Source organism: Paenibacillus spongiae, from assembly GCF_024734895.1.
GTDB classification, from domain to species: Bacteria; Bacillota; Bacilli; order Paenibacillales; family Paenibacillaceae; genus Paenibacillus_Z; species Paenibacillus_Z spongiae.
Map to the genome: position 1 here is coordinate 2,762,601 of NZ_CP091430.1, position 25,856 is coordinate 2,788,456.

Consider the following 25,856-nt stretch of genomic DNA (forward strand, 5'->3'; position numbering starts at 1 on the left):
ATGCAGTCAACAGGGGTGCTTGAAGCCAAGAAGAAGCGGGCGGACAGCAGCAAGCCGCTTCTCATGAAAGGTCCGGCCAAAAAGATGAAGCGGCATTGGCAGCTGTATTTGCTCATCCTGCTTCCGCTCGCGTACATCATTATTTTTAAGTACATTCCTATGTACGGGGCGCAAATCGCTTTTCGCGATTTTAGTCCGGTAAGGGGGTTTACCGGGAGCGAGTGGGTCGGGCTGAAGAACTTCTCCGATTTCTTCAACTCTCCGAATTTCTGGATCCTTATTAAGAACACGTTGATTATTAGCTTATACTCGCTCGCTGTCGGATTCCCGGCACCGATCATTCTGGCGCTCGCCTTGAATGAAATTCGCAGCATGAGATTCAAGAAAGTGGTTCAGATGGTCACGTTCGCTCCCTATTTCATCTCGACCGTCGTCATGGTCTCGATGATCATTCTGTTCCTGTCTCCGCGCCTTGGCTTCGTGGATCTGATTGTCAGGATGCTCGGGATGGAATCGATCAATTTCATGGGGATACCGAGCTACTTCAGCAGCATATTCGTGCTTTCCAATGTATGGCAGGGAATTGGCTACGGCGCCGTTATCTATCTCGCTGCGCTTGCCGGCGTCAATTCGGAGCTCTATGAAGCAGCCAAGGTTGACGGGGCATCGCGATTTCAGAAGGTCATTAACATCGATATTCCGGGTATTATGCCGGCGGCTATTATACTTCTTATTCTCAACGTCGGACAAATTATGAATGTCGGTTTCGAGAAAATCTATTTGATGCAAAATCCGCTTAACACCAGTACGTCGGAAGTCATCTCGACCTATGTGTACAAAATCGGACTTTTGGGCGCAAACTTCAGTTTCTCCGCAGCCGTCGATTTATTTAATTCGGTCATCAATCTCATTCTGCTTCTGTCCGTCAATTATTTCGCCAGACGCGTCTCGGACAGCAGCCTATGGTAGCGGAAGGTAGGGGGACGTTATGAATAAATCGATAGCGATCAGAGAGTCGCTTGGCGACAGACTATTTCTTTTCCTTGTGTATGCCTTTCTGGCGGTCGTTCTCATCATTGTACTCTACCCGCTCATCTACATTGTGAGCTCGTCCTTCAGCTCTCCGCGAGCCGTCATCAGCGGCAAGGTATGGCTGTTCCCGGTGGAACCAAGCTTGGCGGGGTATAAGGCGATTTTCTCCAATCCGCAAATCTTGACTGGATACGCCAATTCCTTGTTCTATACCTTCTTCGGCGTCTTGATTAATGTATCCATGACCGTTATGCTCGCCTATCCGCTGTCCAAAAGCACGTTCTACGGTCGCGGATTCATTATGCTGCTGCTTGTCATTACGATGATGTTTAGCGGAGGGTTGATTCCCTATTATTTGACGGTCAAGTCGCTCGGAATATTGGACACCAGATGGGCGATGCTGCTGCCCGGCGCTTTGGCGGTATGGCAGGTCATTATCGCCCGCACATTCTTTCAGTCGACCATTCCGAAGGAGCTCGGAGAAGCATCCGAATTGGATGGCTGCAGCGATTTCGGATTTTTATGGCGGATCGTGCTTCCCTTGTCGAAGCCGATTCTGGCCGTACTCGTTCTGATGTATGCGGTGGGGCACTGGAATGCCTACTTCGATGCGCTCATCTTTCTGAAGTCGCAGGAATTGTTCCCTCTTCAAATTATTTTGCGCAACATTCTCATCTTGAATTCAATCGATGCGAGCATGATGGTCGACGCCAATCAAATGGCGGCGATGCAAGGGCTTCGGGACCTGTTGAAATTCTCGTTGATCGTCGTTGCGACGCTGCCTGTACTAGCGCTTTATCCGTTCGTGCAGAAATATTTTGTCCAAGGCATTATGATCGGATCGCTTAAGGGCTGACCGCTTTGGAATATGAGCCAAAGCGGCCGGGAAGAGAGTAAGTGCTTCTTAGATCGGCAGGATGCCGGGGTTCCCCTGAAGAGAGTTGTGCTGATTGATACCAAGCCAGGAGGTGATCGGGGGATTTTGGTTGTCCGGAAGATGAAGCAGATTACTTCACCGCAATCCTGTACGCAAAATTAAAGGAGGAGTCGGCATTGAAGAAAAAGAAGAGAAAGATCCTGATCGCGATGGTTCTCACATTATCCATGCTGTTATCGGCATGCAGCAGCGGTAGCGATTCGGGCGGAAGCAGCGGGAATGAAGGGAACGACGGCGGCGAGAACAATGATGCCGTTACGATTAACGCTTACATTGTCGTCCCGCCACGGATCGAGGATATCAGCACGAATACGGTAACGAAATTCATTGAAGAACGAATGAACATCAAATTTAAGTTTGATGCAACCCCGCAAGCCAATGCGGCCGATAAGAAGAAGCTGATTATGGCAAGCGGAGATTATCCCAATGTATTTCTATCGGGGGGATTCACGCAGGCGGAACAAATCGATTACGGCAAGCAGGGTATTCTAATTCCGTTGAACGACCTTATTGACAAATACGGGAATGAAATCAAGAAGGCATTCGACGAGGATCCCGATCTGAGGGCGGCCATTACGGCACCGGACGGCAATATCTACGCGCTTCCTCACATCAATGATTGCTTCCACTGCTGGTACTCGCAGAAGCTGTGGATTAACAAGGAATGGCTGAAAAAATTAAATCTTGAAATGCCGACCACGACGGATGAGTACTACGAAGTACTGAAGAAATTCAAGACGATGGATCCCAATGGCAACGGGCAAGCGGATGAGGTACCGTTATCGGGAGCATTCAATACTTGGCACGGTCTTCCGTCCAACTTCTTAATGAACGCCTTCATTTACGATAACGACGAGGATTTCTTCTATATGAAGGACGGCAAAGTCCAACTGGCTGCGAATCAGCCCGAATGGCGTCAAGGCCTGGAGTATGTGAATAAGCTGTATAGCGAAGGGCTGATCGATAAAGAAGCGTTCACGCAAAATAACGATCAGATGATGCAGGTCGGGAATAAAGAGGGCGACAATATAACGGGAAGCGTTACAGCCGGACATATCGGCATGTACTTCAGCATGGTGGAGGGGCAGAACCGGCATAAAGAATACATTACCGTTCCGCCTCTCAAAGGACCGAACGGAGTCGCATATTCCGGCTATTATAAAGCTTATGGCAGCGGGCAATTCGCCATTACGAACAAAGCTTCTGAGAAAGAAGCGATTGCGGCGATCAAGCTCGCGGACTACTTGTATTCCGAGGAGCATGCGATCACGAACGAGTACGGCCTTGAAGGGAAGTATTGGGAGAAAGCCAAGGAAGGCGAGAAGGACGTGCATGGCAATCAAGCCAAATACAGCCTGAAATCCGCTTATTGGGATATCGGCACGACGTTCAACGATACATGGGATCAGATGGGCATTACCCGCAGAACGCGGGAAATCCGCGAGTCCTGGGCCGTACCGGAGGATCCGTTCTCGCAAGTCGGCTATGAATACCGTCTGTATATGGAGACGGCGAACAATTATGAGAACAAGCAGCCGGAAGAAACATTCCCTCTGACGATCTTCATGGACGCGAATGACGCGAAGGAAGCCAACCAGCTGCGCACCCAAATCAACGAATATGTCAGGTCGAACATGGCTCAATTTATTACTGGTTCCAAGAAGCTCAATGACAGCGAATGGGACAAATACGTGAAGGGCTTCGACGGGCTGAACCTGAGCCGTTATCTGGAAATTTATCAAGCGGCTTATGCTAATCAGAAAAAGTAAGAAAGTGAAATAAAGGTTCTGAATTCCGGTTAAGCCTGAGCCACCCTCCTGCAGCTGAAGGAGGGCGGCTCAGGCTTTTGTCGGTTTGAATGTCTCTGGTAATCGCAACCGAATGGAAGGGGGCACTTGACGAACGATAGAAATCAATTTATAGTATCTATATACCCATACGGGTATGTGTATTAACGAAATCGACTGATTAATTGAACAAGAAATAACAGGAGGTTATGCAGATGTCGATCCGTGTTGATAAAACAGTGGATGCGAAGGGGCTTGCCTGCCCGATGCCGATTGTCCGAACGAAGAAAGCCATTGAAGAATTGGAGGCCGGACAAGTTCTGGTGCTGCAGGCTACGGATAAAGGATCTCTGGCGGATATACAAAGCTGGGCGAAAACAACCGGACATCAATATTTGGGCTCTACACAAGAAGAGAATGTTCTGCATCATTACTTGCGCAAATCAAGTCCGAGTGAAGTCAAGGAAGCGCAATCGCATCCCTACACGATATCGAACGATGAAGTGAAGCAAATGCTGTTAGGCGGTTCCGCTCCCGTCATCATCGATGTGCGCGAGCCTGCGGAATATGCGTTCAACCGGATACCCGGCGCGGTATCCATCCCGTTTGGCGAGCTGGAGCAGCAGATCGGCAGGCTGGATCCTGAGCAGGAGCTTTATCTGATATGCCGGACGGGAAGCCGCAGCGATATGGCTGCTCAGCTGCTGGCGCAGAAGGGCTTCCGCAGCGTGAAGAACGTAATTCCCGGCATGTCGGAATGGAATGGCCCGACAGAAAACAATTAATTCTATTCATGGATAGTGCCGATTACGCTGACGTTTCGCTGACAGACTAATTACATCAGGGAGAGTGAAATCGATGAATCAGACCGGGCTTAAAGGCATGGCCGCCGGAGAATTGGCCGCGAAGGTACTGAGCGAGGAGCCGATATTTATATTGGACGTCAGGAATGAGTCCGACTTCCAGGATTGGAAGATAGAAGGCAAGCAAGTGCAAATCCTGAATAAGCCGTATTTCGAGTTGCTCGACGGCGTTGAGGAAATCATCGGCCAAATTCCGGACGACCGTGAAGTATTGGTTGTCTGTGCGAAAGAGGGTTCGTCCCAATTTGTTGCCGAGCAGCTCATTGAACAAGGAAAACGCCAGGTTGCCTACCTGCTGGGCGGCATGAAAGCTTGGAGCGAGCATCTCGAGCCGGTCAAAATCGGCGATCTGAAGGACGGAGGCTCGATCTATCAATTTGTCCGCCTTGGCAAAGGCTGCCTGTCCTATATGGTGTTCTCCGGTGGCGAAGCGGCTGTTATCGACACGCTGCGGATGACGGAGCAATTCGAACGCTTTGCAGCCGCGCATCATGCGGTGATCAAGCATACGCTGGATACGCATCTCCACGCGGATCATATCTCCGGCGGGCGCAAGCTGGCTGAAGATGCCGGCGCGAAATACTGGCTGCCGCCTAAAGATGCGGATGAAGTCGTGTTCGACTATAACCCGCTTATGGAAGGGGCAGACATCACCGTCGGCCAAACGCGAATCGCCATTCAGCCGCTATACTCCCCGGGGCATACGATCGGCAGCACGTCGCTAATCGTAGACGGGACGTACTTGCTCTCGGGCGACATTCTATTCGTGGCATCGATCGGGCGCCCGGACTTGGCCGGGAAAGCGGAGGATTGGGTTAGCGATCTTCGCGAAACATTGTACGAGCGTTATAAGCAGCTGCCTGAAGATTTGATTGTGCTTCCCGCACACTTCGGCAGCATGTCCGAACTAAGCAAGGATGGAAGCGTATCGGCACGGCTCGCAGACCTGTACCGCGATAATCCGGGGTTGAATATGGCAAGCGCAGCCGAATTTAGAAGCACGGTTACGGAGAAGCTGCCGCCGCAGCCGAATGCGTATCAGAAGATTCGCCAGACGAACATGGGGAAGATTATGCCCGATTCCGATGAGCAGCGCGAAATGGAAATCGGACCTAACCGCTGTGCGGTTCACGACAGATAATTTTGAGGAGGATATGACCAATGGAGATTACGAAAGTAGTGGATACGAAGGGAATGGCTTGCCCAATGCCGATCGTCAAAGCAAAGAAAGCGCTCGACGCGCTGGAATCCGGTCAGGTGATGGAGGTATTGTCGACGGACAAAGGATCGCTGAATGATTTTCAGGCGTGGGTGAAGCAAACGAATCATGAGCTGGTGAAGCATGAAGAGGACCAGGGCGTGTACAAATTTTATGTAAGAAAGAAATAGGCTGGAAATAACGCGGGCGCCTGTCGTGCCCGCATTATTTCAAATCGCGATATACGATCCGGACGCCCAGGTGGCTGTAGGTTTCTTCCCGATAATGTCCATGAGAGCATGTCTTCACATAGCCAAGATGATGATCGCTATGCGAAAGAGAATGGCTGCAGGACGGGCACTCATTCGTGAGGAGAAGCCGTTTCATGAGAGCAAGCAATAATATCACCCCTATATCCTATTAAAATACTTGGTATTAATATTATATTCATTTTTTGGTCATTTGCAACTGGTTTATAGGACCGCCGGGATGCAATCGTAGCTCCATAACTTTAGCGGGATAAGGAGGTTGTTATGGACTGGATGCTATATCTGGTGATGGTTCTGCTGGGCTTTGTCGGCTCATTCTTCTCCGGTTTACTCGGCATAGGCGGGGCTATCATCAATTATCCGATGCTTCTGCTGATCCCTTCCGGGCTATCGCTGGCAGATTTTACGGGTCAGCAGGTGTCTTCGATCAGTATGTTTCAAGTGTTCTTCGCTTCATTGGCGGGAATGCTGGCGTTCCAGCGGCGCAAGAAGACGGATCCGAAATCAGGGACATTCATTCACCGGGGACTCGTCGTCTATATGGGCAGCAGCATCTTGGCCGGGAGCCTGCTGGGCGGTATTGTATCCAAGTTTATGTCCGGCGATACCATCAATGTGGTGTATGGCGTACTTGCGATATTAGCCGTTATCTTAATGCTCATACCGAATAAAGGACAGGAGCAGCGGTTGAATGCCGACATTGCGTTTAGCAAATTCATTGCCATTCTATCGGCGTTCATCGTCGGCATCGTTTCCGGCATCGTCGGTGCGGGCGGGGCATTCATTCTCATTCCGATCATGCTCACCGTACTCAAAATACCGACGCGCACCACGATAGCGTCATCCTTAGCGATTGTTTTTATATCCGCCATAGGAGGCATCATCGGCAAAATAACAGCAGGGCATATACCGATTATGCCAACGTTATTTACGGTCATCGGCAGTCTGCTGGGCGCGCCGCTTGGATCCCGAATGAGCGCTAAGCTGAACGTTCGCATGCTGCGCTACGCTTTGATTGTACTCATCGCCGGAACGGCGATTAAGATATGGATCTCAATATTAGGATAAGGAGAGGGTAACGAATGACGGAGAAAAAAGAAAAAACGACGATTGTGCTCTTCAGCGGCGATATGGACAAAGCGATTGCGGCCTTCATCATTGCTAACGGCGCTGCCGCGTACGACCACGATGTCACGATCTTCTTCACGTTCTGGGGGTTGAATACGATGCGCCGGGATGAAGTCGTAAAAGTGAAGAAGGGCTTCCTGGAGAAGGCGTTCGGATGGATGATGCCGCGCGGAGCGAAGAAGCTGGGCCTCTCCAACATGAACTTTATGGGAATGGGTCCCAAGATGATTAAGCATGTCATGAAGAAGCATAATGCGCTCACGCTACCTCAACTGATCGAGCTTGCTCAGGAGCAGGGCGTCAAGCTCGTCGCGTGCACCATGACGATGGATCTGCTGGGCCTCCAACAGGAAGAACTCATCCCGGGGATGGAATATGCAGGGGTTGCCGGTTATCTCGGCGATGCTGTGGATGCCAAAGTCAACTTGTTCATCTAAACTTGTCCGGCCATTATTTTTTGGTGTACATTATACCTATACAGGTATAGGAATTGTAAGCAGCCACACTTCCGATATCGTTATGCTAAGAGGCATCCGGTCATAATAGGCTTTAGACAACTTTGAGGAAGAAGGGTTCGGTTATGAGCTACAACTACACGGAGGATATCAAAAAACGGCTTCGACGGATCGAAGGGCAGGTTCGCGGCGTGCTCCGTCTGATGGAAGAGGAGAAATCCTGCAAGGATGTCGTCAGTCAGCTGTCGGCCGTCCGCAATGCCGCAGATAAGGCAATCGCACAGATCGTGGCCGAAAATTTGCAGCAGTGCATTCTGGAGGAGCAGGCCGCCGGAAGAGATTCGAGCAAGCTGGTGAAGGAAGCCATCGAGCTGCTGGTGAAGAGCCGCTAACATGGAAGCAGGAGGGAATTCATGGACGCTAATCAATGGATTACCGTGATCGTTGTCGCGGCTCTGGTATGGTTCATCTATTCGAGGATGGCACCCGTTAAAGGGTTAAATAATGTGAATGCAGCTGCTTTCCAGCAGGAACTGTCGGACTGCGCCGACAAGCTGCTGGTGGACGTCCGCGAGAAGAACGAATACAAGACGGGCTTTATCCCGGGAGCGATCAACATTCCTTTATCGCAAATCCAGAGCCAAGCGGCGGAAATCCCGAAGGACCGGCAGATTTTCTTGTACTGCCGGAGCGGGATGAGGAGCAGGCAGGCTGCCGCCGTGCTGAAGAAGAACGGATTTACGAAAATAACGAATCTTCAGGGCGGCATTCTATCCTGGAAGGGCAAGCTGTCGAAATAGCCGCCTGGCTCGTTATCAGATCTTGATAAAGAAGCCAGATCACATACGGGGATTGCCGGAAGAAGGATATGCCACACAATCGCCGCTTCATCTGAGGGCAGAATAGTTAGCATGGTGAGCTGCTGCGTCAGCCATTACCGGCACTCGATAGGATCATGCAGTTCGTGCGGACGGAGTTGGTTAATGTTTCGATGTCATCAGCATAAGGAGGGAAGGCAGATGCTGGAGCATTATACGGTAGAAACGGCTCAATCGGTGGATGAAGCCATCAAGGTGCTTGACCGGAACTTAAAGGAGGCCGGGTTCGGAATTCTTTGGCAGATGGACATTCCGTCGAAGCTTCAAGAGAAAGGCGTGAATTCATACACGAATCCATACCGGATCCTGGAGGTATGCAATCCAAGGGAGGCAGCGCGCGTACTGAACCATAATGAGCTGGCAGGTTATTTTCTCCCTTGCAAAATTACGGTATACAAGTCAGGTGAGGTAACGAAAATCGGCTTGATTAAGCCGTCTGCATTCATGCGCATGCTGGATGATCCGGAATTGACGGCAACGGCACAGGAGATTGAAGCTGTATTGATTCAAGTGCTGGACCAATCCAAATAATAACGGTTAAAGGGCACTCCAAAAAAGGGAGCTTTTCGTATTAAGGTCAGCCATAATGATCCGGTTGGCCTTTTTTTTATGGGCGATCGCGCCATCATCCACCGATCGGCTCACGCATAATTAACCTTGGAGGGGCAGATAATTGTTCAGAGTCGATTTATTCAATTAACCAAGGAGGCTGGCAGGTATGAGCAATAAGATTGAAGCGATCCGCGCGGACCATCAAAATTTTCTGGACGAAACGGAAGACGAGGTTAAGGAAGTGGCACAGAGCACTCAGGGCGGCGAGGCTGTAGAAGCGATAACGGCTCACATCAATAAGTACGACGAACCCGAGGAAGCGGAAAAGGGGTAACGCCGGAAGGCGAGAACGTCCATTTGACGACGAAAGAAGGTCTCGATATGGAAAACATGGATGCCGGCTTGAACCCTTCTGCGAAGACGCGATCCGATACAGAGTATCCGGCCTCGGGTGAGACGCTCATTGAACGGTTCAAGCGCTACTATTGGAGCTATCGCCAGACGTCGGACACAGATGCCAGCTTTAATTTCGCCTACCAAGCGCTGCTGCTGTCCCTGCTGGACGGGGTTAGCCGTTTCGCTGATGATGGCGATCTGGACGGTATCCGCAATCTGATGCGCGAGATCGACGAGATCCGTCATTCCGTTCAAGGAAGCAACGATTCCGTCAAAGAACGGTTCGAGGCGGAATACCGTCAGCAGTATCCGGTTTCTTAAGTTTGCGACGCTTTACCGGACATATGAAATAGCCCGTCAACCGGCCCTTCTCGCTAATCGTCCGGCTTGATCGGGCTTTTTTGCGTTGATCGCACAAAGCGCTTTACTAATAAGAAGATAAGGTTAATAATGGTAGGGCAGAGTAATCGAATAGTTATAGATTCCTATGGAGGTGTATACGATGAAATTATCCAACATCGCTGCCCAGCTGTACACGTTAAGAGATTATTGCAAGACGGCGGAGGACTTGAAGCAGTCGCTGCACAAAGTAAGGGAGATCGGATACGAAGCGATTCAGCTGTCAGGCATTGGCCCGATCGACCCGAAGACGGTCAAGGAGATTGCCGATGAAGCCGGATTAACGATATGTGCGACGCATATCAGCTATGACGATATGAAGAATAATATCGAAAGCGTGGTTGAGCAGCACAAGTTGTGGAACAGCTCGTATGTCGGCCTTGGAGGTATTCCGGGCGAATATCGGACAAGCGGCGAGGGTTATGCGGCTTTCGCCAAGGAAGCCTCCGAGGTTGGAAGACGCTTGAAGGAATACGGCCTGCAGTTCATCTATCATAACCACAAATTCGAATTTGAAAAGTACAACGGCAAGAGCGGCATGGAAATTTTGCGGGACGAGAGCGATCCCGAGGCGTTCGGGTTTGAACTGGATACCTATTGGGTTCAAGCCGGGGGAGCGGATCCGGTGGAATGGATCCATCACGTGAAAGGGCGCATGGGCGTCATTCACTTGAAGGATATGGCCATTGTCAATGATGCGCAGGTGTTTGCGGAAATCGGCGAAGGCAGCATGAACTTCAAGAACATTATTCAGGCTTGCCGCGATACAGGCGTCGAATGGTATGTCGTCGAGCAGGATCTCTGCCGCCGCGATCCGTTCGAAAGTCTTGCGATCAGCCTGCAGAATTTGAAGCAATTATTATAACGATTCTTAATGAACGCACCAAACAAGCCGAAGCCCCGTACAGAAGGGCTCCGGCTTGTTGTGCGCCAGTCTATCGCGATTCCGGTAAGGGCCTCTTCTGAATCATCCGCAGGCGAATGAAGAAGCCGATCGTGGCGAAGGTCAGCCCGGCTGTAATGCCGACCCAGAAGCCGTACGGGCCTAAGCTTGTGTAGGCGGACAGTGCGTAACCGGAGGGAATCCCGATAATCCAATAGGAGACGAAGGCGACGATAAACGGTATCGTCACATCTTTATACCCTCTGAGCACGCCCTGAAGGGTAGCTTGCGATGAATCCGACAGCTGGAAGAAGATGGCGAACAATAAGAAGATCTTGATCATCTCGATTACATCCGCATTCTCGGAATACAGCCAGGCTACAGGTCCGCGCAAGAAGAACAGCAGTATGGCCAGCATCCCCATGAGACCTACGGCCATGCTCACGCCAAGGACGCCGTATTGCTTGGCATGCTCCCTGCGCCCGGCGCCGACTTCATAGGAAACCAGTATCGTCAGCGCCATGGACATACTGAGCGGGATCATGAAGAGCAGGGAAGTGAAGTTCAATGTCGCTTGATGCGCCGCGATCGTCGCGGTATTGAACATAACGCCCATGAATAACGTGACGACCGCAAAGATGCTTGCTTCAAAAAAAGTGGATAGACCCATCGGAATGCCGATCGACAGCTGTTCTTTCCATTTGGCTAAGGAAGGCTTGTACCAGCGGACGAACAACTTATGCTGCCGAATTTCTTTCTTCCTGAAAGTCATCCATACGCTAGCTATTAATATGAACCAGTATGTTATCGAGGTGGCATAACCGGATCCGATTCCGCCTAAGCGCGGAAATCCGAAATGGCCGAAAATTAGCCCATAGTTTAACAATCCGTTAATCGGGACCGCAACCAGCATAATTTTCATCGTGGTGCGGGGGAAGCCTTGCGCCTCGAAGAAATATCGGATGACGTAGCTGGCAAACAGCGGGATGAACCCAAACGATAATGCGATCAGGTAGTGCCTGGCGATGTAGCTGACGTTCGGATCCAGCTCCATTGCCGTTAAGATGGGATCAAGGGTGAACACACCGACGACAATGGTCAGGACGGCCATTACGATGGATAAATAGATGGCCTGAGTGGCGGGATTCGCAATCTTGTCGCGGTTTCCTCGGCCGATCAGATGTCCGATAATCGGCGTGACGGCAAGCAGGATGGCGTTGATCCCCGTCATAAGCGGCATCCAGAGACTGGACCCGACCGCGACCCCCGCTAAATCATCCGTTCCAGCCCGGCCTGACATCATCGTGTCCAGGACGTTCATCGCGATATAGCTGATTTGGGTGACGACGATGGGGCCGAGAATCGATAAGAACAAGAACAGCTTCTGTTTCATCGTTTGTGCATGATACATAATTAAAAATTTCCTCCAGTGGAGCCGGTGACAGCGGAACTGCAGCTAACAGGTTGACTGTGCTTGCTCAATTATCTTTCGTCTATCCTTCATACGTACAGGTAAGTTTTCTTATTGTATCACAACCGTTCCACTTCTCGTCAGTCTTGTTATAATATCGTATTGATCAGCATGTTAATGGAGGTATTACGGAGTGAAGAGAGACGAACAGTCGAAATCGAAACAAACGCTAGTCGTCCATGATGGGCATGATGAACGCCATCATGGTGCGGTAACCTTCCCGATTTATCAGAACAGTTTGTTTACCTTTTCCAGCGTTGCGGAATATGAACAGGCGACAGCCGATCATGTGAACCGGCATCTCTACACAAGAGGGAACAATCCGACCGTGAACGAGCTGGAGAAGAAGCTGGCGCAGCTCGAGGGCGCCGAGAAAGCCAGATGCTTCGCCTCCGGTATGGCTGCGATAAGCGCTGCGATATTATCCGCGGTCCAAAGCGGCGATCACATCCTATGCATCGATCAGGCGTACGGACCGGCAAGATCATTCATGAGCACCTATTTGCGCAAGTTTGGCATTGAAACAACGTTCGTGGACGGCACGTCGCTGGAATCAATACGCACGGCTATTCGTCCGAATACGTCGCTGCTCTACCTGGAAAGCCCGTCCAGCATGTTCTTCCAGCTTCAGGATATAACCGAATGCGCAAGAATCGCGCATGAAGCGGGCGTTCTCGTGCTGATCGATAACACGTGGTCGACGCCGATCTGCCAGAACCCGCTTCAGCTTGGAGCCGATCTGGTCATTCATTCGATTTCCAAATACATCTCGGGTCATAGCGATGCGCTCGGCGGCTTCATTGCCGGCAGAGCGGAGCTGATGGACCGGATTTTTCACAATGAATTCAGCTTAATCGGAGGGATCATGACGGCACAAACAGCCGCGCTTGTCATGAGGGGCTTAAGGACGCTGCCGGTGCGCTTGAAACAGCAGCAGGAGAGCGGACTTGCGATTGCCCGGTTCCTGGAACGGCTGCCGTTTATCCGACGGGTGAATCATCCGGGCCTTCCTTCGCATCCCCAGCATGAGCTTGCGCGGAAGCAAATGAGCGGTTACAGCAGTCTGTTGTCATTCGAAGCGGATTTGGCGCCGGAACAAATGAAGGAGTGGGCGAGCCACCTGGCCCTGTTCCGGATTGGCGTAAGCTGGGGAGGGTACGAGAGCTTGGTGCTTGTTCAAGCGATGGCGCCGAAGGAAGGTTCTTCATACGTAAGGCTATATATCGGATTGGAAGAACCGGATGATATAACGGCAGATATGACGGCGGCATTCGAAGCGATCGGCGCGTACGACGATAAGGGTTAAGTGGAATGAAGAGGCAGGGAGAGGGGCGTTCTAGCGCTTCTCTCTCTGAATTTCATGCTCTTCTATATAGTTTCGATATGTACCGCCGGCATAATAATCGAGAATATCTTGCGTAATTTCGGGATACAGCCGGATGCTGTTTAACTGGGCAAGGGGAATCCATTTCACGCCGGTCTGATGGGAATCCGGACGATCGGGCTGTCTTGGCACCGAGCCTTCCTTCCGTTTACACGCAAATGTAATTCCGACCGAGTGAACATCCCCATAGATGTAATGATTTTTAGCGGGTTGATATTCATAAACAAAAGCAACGGGTCCGACCTCGATTTCTACGGAAGCTTCTTCCTTAGCCTCTCTTATCGCAGCCTCCACCAAAGTTTCACCGGGCTCGACCCCGCCGGCCGGCAAATTGTAATGCACTCCTTCTTCCTCATCGTTGTTATATTCCACAAGCAGTATAGCTTCATTCTCAATGATGAGCGCAGCAGCCCGCAGCCGGATTTTCTCCATCTTGACTCAACTCCTCTTCCTTGTATGAATGCGTCCATCTATCATTTCTTTTGCTCATTCTACCTAGTATAGGATGAAATCTATGATTTGGAAAATAGTACCCGTAAGCCAGTAAATTATGCCCGGTAACAGGACTTGCGCCGCTTATTCGACAGAGGATCGTCCTATTGAATTTCCCGGCTGTACGTATCATGGAGTCCGGAAGCCGTTCATATACTAGGATACGCGCGGATATCGTCGAACTTTGTCCACCCGCTCCGAGCCGCTCAATTCAATGGTTGAGGAGGGATGGAGATGCATTTTCATTGTTCCGAGGAACTAACGTTAACCCGGACCATGGTATCGGAGTTTGCAGCGAACAGAATCGCGCCGGGAGCGGGGCGGCGCGACGAAGACGGACGGTTCGACCGGAGACTGTTCGAAGAGATCGGCCTGCTGGGCCTGGCAGGCATCCCTTGGCCGGAGCGGTACGGCGGAGCGGGCAGCGATATGCTTACCTATTCGGTGGCATTGGAAGAAATATCGAAGGCATGCGCATCGACCGGGGCTGTCTTGTCTGCGCATGTCGCCCTCTCGGCATGGCCGGTCTACATGTTCGGCTCCGAAGAGCTGAAGCAGGCGTACCTAGGCGCGATGGCAAGCGGTACGGTGCTGGGGGCGTGCTGTTTTCCCGTTTCCGGCTCTGGCGCTAATGGTTCCGGCAGCGGAATTACAGTTGGCTCGGAAGATGACGTATTTATCCTGAATGGGAGCAGTTCCGATGTCGTGAATGCGGAGAACGCGGATATTTTCGTTGTATTCGCGCAAGAACAATCAGGCAGGCGGGGCAGAAGACGCAGCGCTTTCGTCGTGGAACGGGGAACGCCCGGACTTGCGCAGGGGAGGAACATCCAGGCTCTGGGCCTTCGATCATGCGGAGCGGGCGAAATCCGATTCACTCAATGCCGAATACCGAAGCGAAACCTGCTTGGCAAAGCCGGGCAGGGAGGCAAGATTGCGGCATCCGTTCTGGATCTCGCTCATCTGAGCGCCTCGGCCCAAGCAGTCGGCATCGCGCAGGGGGCGCTGGATGCCGCCGCAGCTTATGCCAAGGAACGGAAGCAATTCGGCCAGCTGATCGGCCGTCATCAGGGGATTATGTTTAAACTGGCGGACATGGCTGTCCAAATCGATGCTGCGCGGCTGCTTGCCCGCCAGGCGGCTTGGCGGCATCCAGCAGGCTTATCGCTGCGTAAGGAAGCCGCGCTCTCCTGGCAGTTTGCTTCTCGGACGGCGGTCGGCGTCACGATTGAAGCGGTTCAAGTGCTTGGCGGTTATGGCTACATGCAGGAATATCAGGTCGAGAGGCACATGAGGGATGCGAAGTGTCTGGAAGCCGGTTACGGAACGGGAGGAGGACTGGCGGGGCTTGCGGATGCGGCTCGGTGGATGCTTGCCGATTCCGAATCCGATTCATAAGCTGGATTCGGCTCTCTAGCAGCATCCGATACCAGGAGGCGATGCCATGCGCGAGACGGTTATTGTAAGCGGAGCAAGAACGGCATTCGGCAAATTCGGCGGGGTGTTCAAGGGCGTGAGTGCCGTACAGCTTGGGGCGGCGGCCATCGAAGGCGCGCTCCTGCGGGCCGGTGCCGATTCCGCCAAAGTCGACGGCGTTCTGATGGGGATGGTTCTGCAGGCGAGCGCCGGTCAGATTCCGTCCAGGCAGTCTGCACGGCTAGCCGGCTTGGACTGGAACGTCAAGACGGAAACGATTAATAAAGTTTGCGCTTCTGGCCTCAGGGCGATCACGCTGGCAGATCAAATCATCCGGGCTGGCGATGCGGATCTCATTGCCGCCGGCGGGATGGAAAGCATGAGCAGTACGCCATACGCCGTCCCTTCGGCCCGATGGGGCAGCCGGATGGGGGATGCCGGCCTGATGGATCTAATGATCCATGACGGCTTATGGTGCGCGTTCGAGAATGTGCATATGGCCGTTCATGGCAGCCGCAGCGCCGCAAAGCACGGAATCAGCCGGGAGGAACAGGACGAATGGGCGCTGAGAAGCCATGTGCGCGCAGCGGCTGCCATGCGGCAGGGCATGTTCAAGGATGAGATCACTCCCTTCACTATCGCTGCACGCGCAGCGGTAATCGATACCGACGAATGTCCCCGTTCCGATACGGATGCCGGCAAGCTTGCTTCACTGAAGCCGATCTTCGAGCCGAACGGGACGATAACCGCAGGCAATGCGCCCGGCGTGAACGATGGCGCGGCTGCTCTCATCGTCATGTCGAAGGATGCGGCGATGCAGGGCGGCCGCGAGCCGATGGCGTCCATTATCGGCCATGCGGCTATCGGCACCGAAGCGTCTGAGCTGGCCGATACGCCGGCGCTAGCGATCCGCAAGCTGCTGCAGCAAACCGGCTTCGCCTTGGAAGACATCGATCTGTTCGAGGTGAACGAAGCCTTCGCAGCGGTTGTTCTCATAACCGGACGACTGCTGGGATGGGACGAAGAGAAGGTAAACATCCATGGCGGGGCCATCGCATTAGGGCATCCCATCGGAGCCAGCGGCGCGCGAATCGTGCTTGGCTTGATCCACGCGCTCAGGCGCCGCGGAGGGGGACTCGGCATTGCAGCCATATGCAGCGGGGGTGCGCAAGGCGATGCCATATTGATCAGGGTGGATCCCTAGCTTAAGGCCGAGGTGAGGATGGTGAACATTCGAGCATTGACGATCGTTGGTGCCGGACAAATGGGCAGCGGTATTGCCCAGACGGCTGCGCAGAGCGGCATATCGGTTATGTTATACGACTCCGATCCGGAAGCCGGGAAGCGGGGGCTGGCTTCCATCGGCCATCAATTATCCCGTTCCGTTGACAAAGGGCGCATGACCAAGGATGAGATGGAGCGAACGCTGGCTCTCGTCCGGTTATCTGCGAAGCTGGAGGATGCCCGTCCTTCAGACATGGTCATTGAGGCGGCGCCTGAGGACAGGGCGATCAAACGGTCCATATTCCGGGAGCTGGACCGCATCTGCTTGCCGCAAACCATCTTGGCGACGAACACATCGTCGCTGCCGATTACCGATCTTGCGGCGGCGACACATCGGCCGGAACGGGTAATCGGCATGCATTTCATGAACCCCGTTCCGGTCATGCCGCTTGTCGAAATTATCCGGGGACTGGCGACTTCATCCGATGTGCTGGCAAGCGTCCGCGCATTGGCGCAAGCGATGGGGAAAACCGCGGTGGAGGTGCGCGACTTCCCCGGCTTCGTATCCAACCGCATTCTGATGCCGATGATTAATGAAGCGGTCTATACCGTCTACGAAGGGGTAGCGTCACCCGAAGCGGTAGACCAAGTAATGAGGCTGGGCATGAATCATCCGATGGGGCCGCTTGCGCTCGCCGACTTCATTGGATTGGACACGTGTCTTGCGATCATGGAGACGCTGCATGAAGGCTTCGGCGACTCGAAGTACAGACCGTGCCCGCTGCTGCGCCAATATGTCAGGGGCGGCTGGCTGGGACGCAAGACAGGACGGGGCTTCTATGTATACGAGTAATGGGGGAAGCGGACAGACGAAAAGGAGTGTCGGACGTTGGAGCTCCGGTTGACGAAGGATCAGGAGGCGCTGCGGCGGGCGGTTCGGCAATTCGCGAAGAAGGAGATCGCCCCTGCCGTGTCCCGGATGGAATCCGAGGGCGAATTCCCCGGCGAGCTCATTCGGGCGATGGCGCAGAGCGGCTTGATGGGTATTCCCATCTCCCGGGAGTTGGGCGGCGCAGGCGCGGATTTCATCTCGTATATCGCCGCGATTCATGAAATCTCGATCGTAAGCGCAGCGGTCGGCGTGATTCTGTCCGTCCATACTTCGGTCGGCACGCTGCCGATTCTGCAGTACGGCACGGATGAACAGCGGTCGGTTTATGGTCGCATGCTGGCTTCCGGCAAAGGGCTGGGCGCATTCGCCTTGACCGAGCCGCATGCGGGCTCGGATGCCGCCTCGATACGCACGACGGCGGTCCGCAGCGGACAGGAGTATCTGTTGAACGGAACGAAAATGTTCATTTCGAATGCGGGCGCAGCAGATACTTATATCGCTTTTGCCGTGACGGATCCTAGGAAGGGCTCCCGCGGCATTACAGCTTTTATTATCGATAAGGATACGGAGGGGCTCCGGATCGGCAGAAGGGAGAAGAAGATGGGGCTCCACGGATCGAATACATGCGAGCTGATCTTTGATCAAATGGCCGTTCCCGCAAGCCGCAGGCTGGGGGGCGAGGGCGAGGGATTCGCGATTGCGAAGGGAACGCTCGACGGCGGCAGAATCGGCATCGCCGCTCAAGCGCTCGGGATCGCGGAAGCGGCCCTAATGGAAGCGAAGAACTGGATGCTGCCGAAGACAGCATTGTCATCGCCGGCGAAGCAGCCGCTAGGCAAGCGGCAAATGAGACAGACATCTGATCGAGAGCGGCTGGCGGAAATGGCCGCCCAGGTTGAGGCTGCGCGGCTGCTCGTCTACCGCGCGGCGTGGATGCGTCAAGCAGGGATGCCCTGTACGAAGGAGGCATCGATGGCTAAGATGTTCGCTTCGGATACGGCGGTTGCGGTTTCGGGGGAAGCGGTACGGCTGCTGGGTCAGCGGGGATGCTCCAAGGAGCTTCCGGCCGAACGATTCTACCGGGATGCCAAAGTGACGCAGATTTATGAGGGCACGAACGAAATACACCGGATTGTCATTGGGAACAAGCTGCTTAGCGAGTGATCGATAAAGGCGGTGATGATATGAATCAATCTCCGGGCAAGCGGTTTCGCGAGGCATTAGAGGAAGAAAAGCCGCTTCAGGTGGCGGGCACGATCAATGCTTATACGGCCATTATGGCGGAGCGCGTCGGGTTTCGCGCCCTGTATATTTCCGGCGCAGGTGTCGCGAACGCTTCATATGGTCTTCCGGATCTCGGGATAACTACCCTGCAGGATGTGCTGGAGGATGTCCGCCGCATTACGAGCGTTACGGAGCTGCCGGTGCTTGTGGATGCGGATACCGGATTCGGCGGAGCCCTGCAGATTGCGCGCACGATCCGGCAGATGAGCAGGGCGGGAGCGGCGGGCGTCCATATTGAGGATCAGGTGATGGCCAAGCGCTGCGGACACCGGCCGAATAAGGCGATCGTCGGCAAAGGGGAGATGGTCGACCGGATTAAAGCGGCGGCGGATGCGAGGGACGAACCGCAGTTCGTCATCATGGCCCGTACCGATGCGCTGGCCGTGGAAGGGATGGAAGCGGCCATCGACAGGGCTTGCGCCTGCGTCGAAGCGGGGGCCGATATGATTTTTCCGGAGGCGGTTCTCAATCTGGAGCAGTATAGGCGCTTTACCGAGGCCGTGGGCGTACCGGTGCTGGCGAATATAACGGAATTCGGGAAGACGCCGTTATTTACGGTGGAGGAACTGGGGGGCGTAGGCGTCCGGATAGCGCTGTATCCATTGTCGGCTTACCGTGCCATGTGCGCGGCTGCTCTGCAGGTATACCGTCTCGTCCGATGGGAAGGAACGCAGAAGAATGCCGTCGGGCTTATGCAGACGCGGGATGAGCTGTACGACTTCCTGCATTATTACGATTACGAGCAGAAGCTGGATCAGCTGTTCGGGGCGGATCGGAGGGATCTGCCGTGACGAATAACAGAACCGGCGGGCTCGCTGACGTGATTGCCGGGCAAACCGGGATTTCAACAGTCGGCAAACTTGGCAGAGGCCTTACTTACCGCGGTTATTCCATCCATGATTTGGCGGCTAACGCAGCATTTGAAGAGACCGCGTACTTGCTTATCTACGGCAAGCTGCCCAATGAAACGGAGCTGCGGCTGTACCGGTCCAAGCTCGCCGGTTTGAGGGCATTGCCGGACAGTTTGCGCGTCATATTGGAACGGCTCCCGGACACAACCCATCCGATGGATGTGCTGCGAACCGGCATATCCGCCCTTGGAGCCTTCGAGCCGGAAGAGGGGCGAACGCAAGCCGATATCGCCGATCGGCTAATGGCTTGCTGCGGGGCGATACTGCTGTATTGGCATCATTATCATACGAACGGAACACGAATCGATACGGAAGCGGGCGGCGACAGCATCGCCGGCCATTTCCTGCATCTGCTTCACGGTTCCCGGGCAAGCGAGCTTCATGAGAAGGCGATGGACGTTTCGTTGACCCTCTACGCGGAGCATGAATTCAATGCATCGACTTTCGCGGCTCGCGTAACGGCATCGACGTTATCCGACTTTTACTCGGCCATTGCGACCGGCATCGGGACGCTCCGGGGACCGCTGCATGGAGGTGCGAACGAAGCGGCGATGGAGCTTATCGACGCCTTCCATAATCCCGACGACGCCGAGCATGCAATCCTTCGGATGCTGGCGTCAAAGCAGCGGATCATGGGCTTCGGTCACCGGGTCTACACGGTTTCGGATCCGAGATCCGATATTATTAAGGAATGGTCCAGTCGGCTCTCCTCGGATGCCGGGGATATGAGATTGTATGTCGTATCCGAACGGATCGAGCAGGTCATGCGGCAGGAGAAGCAGCTTTTTGCGAATTTGGACTTTTACAGCGCTTCAGCTTACCGGTTCATGGGCATACCGACCAAATTCTTTACGCCGGTCTTCGTCCTCGCTCGTCTCAGCGGATGGTCTGCCCATATTATGGAGCAGCGAGCAGCCAACCGGCTTATCCGGCCAAGTGCCTCTTATTCCGGTCCTGAGCCGAGAAGCTGGCTTCCGATTGATCAGCGTACCTGATCGCTCTTGATGCCGGCGATAATTGCGGCAAAGCCAAGATAGGCCGCAAACAAGAACTCAGCAAATTCTAGCTGCGCATAACGTTAGGAAGGAGTTCCCTCATGACGATGCCGATCAGCAACGACAGGCCGGAGCCCGATCAGCTGCTTGCGGCGATTGCCGCATACGTTGCGGAACGTGAGATTGTGAGCCCGGAAGCATATGAGACAGCGCGTTTATGCCTGATGGATACGCTCGGCTGCGGGCTGCTTGCGCTCCGCTTTCCCGAATGCGCCAAGCATCTGGGTCCGATTGTGCCGGGAACCATCGTACCTGACGGGCCACGCGTGCCCGGTACGATGATTCAGACGGATCCGGTCACCGCGGCATTCAGCATCGGCTGCATGATCCGTTGGCTTGATTACAACGATACATGGCTGGCTGCCGAGTGGGGGCATCCGTCCGATAATTTGGGCGGTATTCTTGCCGCTGCCGATTACGTGAGCAGGAAGAACGTGAATGAAGGCAGGTCCCCGCTTACGATGCAGGATGTTCTGACGGCGATGATCAAGGCTCACGAAATTCAAGGCGTCCTCGCGCTCGACAACAGCTTTAACCGTGTCGGGCTCGACCATGTCATTCTGGTGAAGGTCGCCACGACGGCTGTCGTAACCGGGCTGCTCGGCGGTACGAAAGAAGAAATCGCGAATGCCGTCTCGCATGCCTGGATCGACGGTCATCCGCTGCGCACCTACCGGCATGCGCCGAACACGGGCCCGCGCAAGTCCTGGGCTGCGGGCGATGCGACAAGCCGGGGGGTCAGGCTGGCTATTATGGCGATAAAGGGGGAAGCCGGCTATCCTTCCGCATTGACGGCACCGGCCTGGGGCTTCCAGGATGCGCTGTTCCAGGGCAAACCGTTGGCTGTGAGCCGGCCATTCGGAACCTATGTGATGGAGAACGTGCTGTTCAAGGTTTCTTTTCCTGCGGAATTTCATGCTCAGACGGCTGTCGAATGCGCCCTGCAGCTGCATCCGCTTGTGAAGGACCGGCTGGCGGATATCGACCGCATTCTGCTTATGACCCATGAATCCGCATTGCGGATTATCGATAAGACAGGACCGCTTCACAATCCGGCGGATCGCGATCACTGCCTGCAGTATATGGTAGCCGTCGCGCTGCTCTACGGTACGTTGACGGCGGATCATTATGAGGATTCCGCCGCAGGCGATCCTCGGATCGATGAGCTTAGGAAGCGGATGGTCACAGCCGAAGAAAAGCGCTATTCCGTCGATTACCTGGATGAGACGAAGCGCTCGATTGCGAATGCGATCCAAGTGATGTTCCAGGACGGCACGGCGACGGATAAGATCGAAGTGGAGTATCCGCTCGGGCACCGGCGCAGACGTATGGAGGCCATTCCGCTGCTGGAGGAGAAATTCGAAACGAATCTGAGAAGCCGTCTGCCGGCCAAACAAGCGGGCCAAGTTCTGGAGCTCATCGCTAGCGGCGACCGACTGGCAAGGATGCCGGTTCATGCATTTACCGATCTGTTTGCGATCTAAGTGAGGGGCTGTTCGTTTGATGATACAACCAGATCTAAAGTGAAGGTGGGCTTCGCATGTCCAACCAGACGAATCCCCCGAAGCACCGGCTGCTCGGGTTAACGGACGATCAGGCGCTGGCTATGTACCGCTGCATGCTGCTAGCCCGTAAATTGGACGAACGGCTTCACCTGCTGCAGCGGGCGGGCAAGATCAACTTTCACGTATCCGGCATCGGACAGGAAACGGCGCAAGCTGCAGCGGCCTTCGCGCTTGGGGAAGAGATGAACTATTACTTGCCTTATTACCGCGATTACGCGTTCGTCTTGGCTGTCGGGATGACGACCAAGGAGCTTATGCTCTTCGCCTTCTCCAAGGCGGAGGATCCGAACAGCGGCGGCAGGCAAATGACCGGACATTTCGGCAGCAAGCGGCTCCGTATCGTAACGAGCTCCAGTCCTGTGGGCACGCAGCTGCCTCACGCGGCGGGTATCGCCCTGACGATGAAGATGAAGCGGCAGGAACGGTTAACCTTCGTTACCTTCGGCGAAGGCGCCAGCAGCCAGGGGGATGTGCACGAGACGTTTAATTTCGCGGGCATCAACCGGCTGCCGGTTATATTCATGTGCGAGAACAATCAATACTCGATTTCGATTCCTGCACGCAAGCAGGTTGCCGGCAGTGTATCCGGACGCGCCGCAGGATACGGTTTTCCGGGCATTCTCGTCGACGGAAGCGATGCGCTTGAGGTCTACCGTGTAACGAAGGAGGCCAAGGAGCGGGCGCTGCGGGGCGAGGGGCCAACCTTGATCGAAGCGAAAATGTACCGGATATCGCCGCATTCCACGTCGGACGACGATATGGTCTACCGATCGAAGGAAGAGGTGGAGCTGAACAAGAAGAACGATGGCATCCTGAAGCTTCGCAGCTATCTGATGGAATTAGGCATTCTGAATGAGGAGCTTGAACGCTCGTATGCCGAAGCCATTATGAACGAGTTAAACGAGTCTACCCGATATGCGGAGAAGGCGGCCTATCCGAAGCCCGAGGATGCGCTTCTTCATGTCTACGACAGCAAGGAGCCTCTGCCGAAGCCGAGCGGCGCAATGATCGATCGGAAGGTTCAAGAGGCTGGAGACGAAGTGATCCCGTATTACTCGCCGGCTGTAATGCGCCTTGCCGCCGCAAACGGACTCGATCTGCGAACCTTTAAGGGGAGCGGTCTGAACGGCCGCGTAACGAGGAAGGATGTACGTGGCGAGATCCGCGTTCGTGAAGCTAAGACCGCATCGAATGCCAACGAACAGGCAAAGACGATACTAGGGACAGATATAGTATCTCCCCGGCCGGTTCGGACCGCAGCCGGCAAGGATTCAGCGACCATGCTGGTCGAGGCGGATGTCACCAATCTGGTTCAGCTGCTGCGAAAACATGAAGAAGGCTTCTCGCGTAAGGAAGGCGTGAAGCTGACTTATGTCCCCTTCTACTTGAAGGCGGTCGTGAATGGTTTGAAGGAATGTCCGGCTATGAACGCAGTCTGGGAAGCCGGTTCAATCGCGATGAAGAAAGAGATTCATATCACGCTCGTATCGGATACCGGGGTGTCGACGGTCATGGAACATGCGGATGGAAGGAGCGTTGCAGGATTCGCGATCGAGCTAGGGAGAGAGACGAACGGGAAGAGTTGCGTAAATCCTCGCCAAGCGGCGGATAGGAGCGGAACCTTCGCCCTCCATGCCGCAGGTTCAGATGGAGCGGTGACCGCCCATCCGTCCATCCCAGATTCGCATACGGCTGTTCTATATATCGGTCCGGTTGTCCAAAGGCCGGTAATCAAGCAGGATACGATTGGCGGACGATCTATCGTTCATCTTTGTTTAACGCTGAATCAGCAAGCAGCCGGTCATTCTGTCTGCACTGCGTTTCTGAACAGCGTGAAGCAAACGCTGGAACGGTATGATTCGAGTACGCTGCTCTATTAATCGGCAGATGGATATGAACCGTCAACTCTCAAGAATAGCATAAGACAGAATGAACAGCTCACGAGGCGCTGCAGCTTAGGGAGCTGTTCTTCTATATTTGGATCATGCCGGTTGTAATCGATTTTTCTGCATCGTATCCATCTATTATGCTGTAAAAGGATATGTTCAACCCTCTGTCGATATATTATAATACAAGTTAGATACAGGTATCTAAATCATACATTTCATCTGCAGGAGGTGGTATGCTCATGGATGATCATCTGCTTGCCATGCATGGCGGGCCGCGAAGCAAAACCGTTCCGTTCGGTACGGGACGTAGGTTCGGAGACGAGGAACTGCTGGAGCTGAAGGAAGCGCTCGAACAGAATACGCTGTTCTATCATTACGGCCAGAAGGTCAAGACCTTCCTGACCCGATTTAATGAGCTGTATGGCGTTCCTTACAGCGTCGCTGCATCATCGGGAACGGCTGCGATTCATATCGCGCTCGGCGCAGCCGGAGTCAGTGTCGGCGATGAGGTGATTACGAGTCCGATAACGGATCAAGGCACGGTCGTAGGCATCCTGTACCAGAATGCGATCCCGGTATTCGCCGATTTGGACCCGCACACGTATAACATGGACCCGGTATCGATCGAATCGCGGATCACCTCCCGGACGAAAGCGATCGTTGCGGTTCACCTGGCCGGGAATCCGTGCGAAATGGATCCGATTATGGATATCGCACGCAAATACGGCTTGAAAGTGATCGAAGATTGCGCGCAAAGCTACTTGACGCGATATCGAGGCAGGCTGGCCGGTACGATCGGGGATTACGGCTGCTTCAGCACGAATGACTTTAAGCACATCTCGACCGGTGACGGCGGCATCGTAACGGTTAATTCCGGCCGCGAAGCAGACTATCATACCGCACATGCCTTCGCGGACAAAAACTATCGCCGGCTCGGCCAAGACGTCATCCGCGATTTGCACGGAATAGCGCCGAATTACCGGATGACGGAGCTTCAAGGCGCAGTCGGCATCGCGCAATTGAGCAAGCTTCCGGGAATTTGCAGCTCGCGGAGCCATCACGGGCAGCGGCTGACATGGGCGATCGCGGGGCTGAACGGGATAACCGCCCCCCAGGTCAATGCGGGTAACGAAAGCACCTATTGGTTCTATATGCTGCGAGTGGATGAAGGAGTTCTGGGCGCTTCAAGGGAGGAATTTAGCGAGGCGCTGGCGCAAGAAGGCATTCCTAACGTTCCCGGTTATATTCCGGAGGTCGTCTACATGCAGCCGTTGTTCCAGAAGCGCGAAGCCTATGCAGGCTCTCACTTTCCGTTCGATCTGACGGGAATCACATACGAAAGAGGGATCTGCCCGACTGCGGAGGGAATTTTACGTACGGCGGTGAGACTATCGATCAGCGAGTTTTATACGGATCAGGATATCGACGAGATGGGAGCGGGGATCCGCAAGGTAGCAAATTACTTCTATAGCCGGAAGTAGATAGAGAGGGGCTGC

General features: G+C 53.9%; 26 protein-coding genes and 1 pseudogene. 25 read left to right on the plus strand and 2 right to left on the minus strand.

The genetic code is table 11. The features are described 5' to 3' along the window. The 14 genes from L1F29_RS12825 (at nucleotide 1) to L1F29_RS12890 (ending at nucleotide 10,759) form a co-directional block, all read left to right on the plus strand. Entirely contained in the window at nucleotides 1-969 is a 969-nt protein-coding gene (locus L1F29_RS12825; protein WP_258388689.1) for an ABC transporter permease, read from the plus strand. Nucleotides 970-988: 19 nt separating this feature from the next. After that, nucleotides 989-1,888 carry a carbohydrate ABC transporter permease gene (locus L1F29_RS12830; protein ID WP_258388690.1) on the plus strand — a complete coding sequence of 300 codons (900 nt, stop codon included), beginning with the start codon at nucleotides 989-991 and terminating at the stop codon, nucleotides 1,886-1,888. Nucleotides 1,889-2,085: 197 nt separating this feature from the next. Continuing rightward, nucleotides 2,086-3,738, plus strand: a complete 1,653-nt coding sequence (locus tag L1F29_RS12835; protein WP_258388691.1) for a type 2 periplasmic-binding domain-containing protein — start codon at nucleotides 2,086-2,088, stop codon at nucleotides 3,736-3,738. Nucleotides 3,739-3,971: 233 nt separating this feature from the next. Further along, entirely contained in the window at nucleotides 3,972-4,541 is a 570-nt protein-coding gene (locus L1F29_RS12840) for a sulfurtransferase TusA family protein (protein ID WP_258388692.1), read from the plus strand. A gap of 73 nt (nucleotides 4,542-4,614) precedes the next feature. Continuing rightward, nucleotides 4,615-5,760, plus strand: a complete 1,146-nt coding sequence (locus tag L1F29_RS12845; protein WP_258388693.1) for an MBL fold metallo-hydrolase — start codon at nucleotides 4,615-4,617, stop codon at nucleotides 5,758-5,760. 20 nt (nucleotides 5,761-5,780) lie between these two features. After that, nucleotides 5,781-6,008, plus strand: coding sequence for a sulfurtransferase TusA family protein (locus tag L1F29_RS12850; RefSeq protein ID WP_258388694.1), 228 nt, complete (start codon nucleotides 5,781-5,783; stop codon nucleotides 6,006-6,008). A gap of 342 nt (nucleotides 6,009-6,350) precedes the next feature. Further along, nucleotides 6,351-7,154, plus strand: a complete 804-nt coding sequence (locus L1F29_RS12855) for a sulfite exporter TauE/SafE family protein (protein WP_258388695.1) — start codon at nucleotides 6,351-6,353, stop codon at nucleotides 7,152-7,154. Nucleotides 7,155-7,168: 14 nt separating this feature from the next. Next, entirely contained in the window at nucleotides 7,169-7,651 is a 483-nt protein-coding gene (locus L1F29_RS12860) for a DsrE/DsrF/DrsH-like family protein (RefSeq protein WP_258388696.1), read from the plus strand. 143 nt (nucleotides 7,652-7,794) lie between these two features. Further along, nucleotides 7,795-8,061 (plus strand): metal-sensitive transcriptional regulator, encoded by a 267-nt coding sequence (locus tag L1F29_RS12865; protein WP_258388697.1) that lies wholly within the window; start codon nucleotides 7,795-7,797, stop codon nucleotides 8,059-8,061. 21 nt (nucleotides 8,062-8,082) lie between these two features. Further along, entirely contained in the window at nucleotides 8,083-8,469 is a 387-nt protein-coding gene (locus tag L1F29_RS12870) for a rhodanese-like domain-containing protein (RefSeq protein WP_258388698.1), read from the plus strand. A gap of 219 nt (nucleotides 8,470-8,688) precedes the next feature. Next, nucleotides 8,689-9,078 carry a DUF302 domain-containing protein gene (locus L1F29_RS12875; protein ID WP_373876504.1) on the plus strand — a complete coding sequence of 130 codons (390 nt, stop codon included), beginning with the start codon at nucleotides 8,689-8,691 and terminating at the stop codon, nucleotides 9,076-9,078. Between the two features lie 187 nt (nucleotides 9,079-9,265). Further along, nucleotides 9,266-9,433 carry a hypothetical protein gene (locus L1F29_RS12880; RefSeq protein ID WP_258388699.1) on the plus strand — a complete coding sequence of 56 codons (168 nt, stop codon included), beginning with the start codon at nucleotides 9,266-9,268 and terminating at the stop codon, nucleotides 9,431-9,433. A 23-nt stretch (nucleotides 9,434-9,456) separates the two neighbouring features. Continuing rightward, complete coding sequence (locus L1F29_RS12885; protein WP_258388700.1) at nucleotides 9,457-9,816, plus strand: hypothetical protein; 360 nt, start codon at nucleotides 9,457-9,459, stop codon at nucleotides 9,814-9,816. A gap of 181 nt (nucleotides 9,817-9,997) precedes the next feature. Then, complete coding sequence (locus L1F29_RS12890) at nucleotides 9,998-10,759, plus strand: sugar phosphate isomerase/epimerase family protein (RefSeq protein ID WP_258388701.1); 762 nt, start codon at nucleotides 9,998-10,000, stop codon at nucleotides 10,757-10,759. 70 nt (nucleotides 10,760-10,829) lie between these two features. On the opposite strand, the gene L1F29_RS12895 is transcribed toward L1F29_RS12890, so the two are convergent. Continuing rightward, nucleotides 10,830-12,188, minus strand: a complete 1,359-nt coding sequence (locus L1F29_RS12895; RefSeq protein ID WP_258388702.1) for an MATE family efflux transporter — start codon at nucleotides 12,186-12,188, stop codon at nucleotides 10,830-10,832. 193 nt (nucleotides 12,189-12,381) lie between these two features. Here L1F29_RS12895 and L1F29_RS12900 point away from each other — a divergent pair, with 193 nt between their 5' ends. Then, nucleotides 12,382-13,554: a trans-sulfuration enzyme family protein gene (locus L1F29_RS12900; protein ID WP_258388703.1), complete on the plus strand. Its 1,173-nt coding sequence runs from the start codon at nucleotides 12,382-12,384 to the stop codon at nucleotides 13,552-13,554. Nucleotides 13,555-13,584: 30 nt separating this feature from the next. Here L1F29_RS12900 and L1F29_RS12905 read toward each other — a convergent pair whose 3' ends face one another. Then, nucleotides 13,585-14,064 carry an NUDIX domain-containing protein gene (locus tag L1F29_RS12905; RefSeq protein WP_258388704.1) on the minus strand — a complete coding sequence of 160 codons (480 nt, stop codon included), beginning with the start codon at nucleotides 14,062-14,064 and terminating at the stop codon, nucleotides 13,585-13,587. Nucleotides 14,065-14,358: 294 nt separating this feature from the next. Here L1F29_RS12905 and L1F29_RS12910 point away from each other — a divergent pair, with 294 nt between their 5' ends. From L1F29_RS12910 to L1F29_RS12955, 10 genes and pseudogenes are all read left to right on the plus strand, one after another. After that, a complete protein-coding gene (locus L1F29_RS12910; RefSeq protein WP_258388705.1) occupies nucleotides 14,359-15,522 on the plus strand; it encodes an acyl-CoA dehydrogenase family protein in 1,164 nt (387 codons plus the stop codon). 46 nt (nucleotides 15,523-15,568) lie between these two features. Then, complete coding sequence (gene mmgA / locus L1F29_RS12915) at nucleotides 15,569-16,744, plus strand: acetyl-CoA C-acetyltransferase (RefSeq protein ID WP_258388706.1); 1,176 nt, start codon at nucleotides 15,569-15,571, stop codon at nucleotides 16,742-16,744. A gap of 21 nt (nucleotides 16,745-16,765) precedes the next feature. Further along, nucleotides 16,766-17,617, plus strand: a complete 852-nt coding sequence (locus L1F29_RS12920; protein WP_258389682.1) for a 3-hydroxybutyryl-CoA dehydrogenase — start codon at nucleotides 16,766-16,768, stop codon at nucleotides 17,615-17,617. Between the two features lie 36 nt (nucleotides 17,618-17,653). Then, nucleotides 17,654-18,820 (plus strand): acyl-CoA dehydrogenase family protein, encoded by a 1,167-nt coding sequence (locus L1F29_RS12925; RefSeq protein ID WP_258388707.1) that lies wholly within the window; start codon nucleotides 17,654-17,656, stop codon nucleotides 18,818-18,820. A 20-nt stretch (nucleotides 18,821-18,840) separates the two neighbouring features. Continuing rightward, nucleotides 18,841-19,731: a methylisocitrate lyase gene (prpB, locus tag L1F29_RS12930; protein ID WP_258388708.1), complete on the plus strand. Its 891-nt coding sequence runs from the start codon at nucleotides 18,841-18,843 to the stop codon at nucleotides 19,729-19,731. Beyond that, nucleotides 19,728-20,846 carry a bifunctional 2-methylcitrate synthase/citrate synthase gene (gene prpC / locus L1F29_RS12935; protein ID WP_258388709.1) on the plus strand — a complete coding sequence of 373 codons (1,119 nt, stop codon included), beginning with the start codon at nucleotides 19,728-19,730 and terminating at the stop codon, nucleotides 20,844-20,846. Before prpB ends, prpC begins: the two co-directional genes overlap by 4 nt. Nucleotides 20,847-20,953: 107 nt before the next feature. Then, complete coding sequence (locus L1F29_RS12940) at nucleotides 20,954-22,390, plus strand: bifunctional 2-methylcitrate dehydratase/aconitate hydratase (protein ID WP_373876540.1); 1,437 nt, start codon at nucleotides 20,954-20,956, stop codon at nucleotides 22,388-22,390. A 56-nt stretch (nucleotides 22,391-22,446) separates the two neighbouring features. Then, a pseudogene (locus L1F29_RS12945) lies at nucleotides 22,447-23,442 on the plus strand (thiamine pyrophosphate-dependent dehydrogenase E1 component subunit alpha); the annotation flags it as partial. Between the two features lie 96 nt (nucleotides 23,443-23,538). Continuing rightward, complete coding sequence (locus L1F29_RS12950) at nucleotides 23,539-24,351, plus strand: 2-oxo acid dehydrogenase subunit E2 (protein WP_258389683.1); 813 nt, start codon at nucleotides 23,539-23,541, stop codon at nucleotides 24,349-24,351. A 248-nt stretch (nucleotides 24,352-24,599) separates the two neighbouring features. Beyond that, a complete protein-coding gene (locus L1F29_RS12955; RefSeq protein ID WP_309252395.1) occupies nucleotides 24,600-25,841 on the plus strand; it encodes a DegT/DnrJ/EryC1/StrS family aminotransferase in 1,242 nt (413 codons plus the stop codon). Nucleotides 25,842-25,856: the final 15 nt, after the last annotated feature.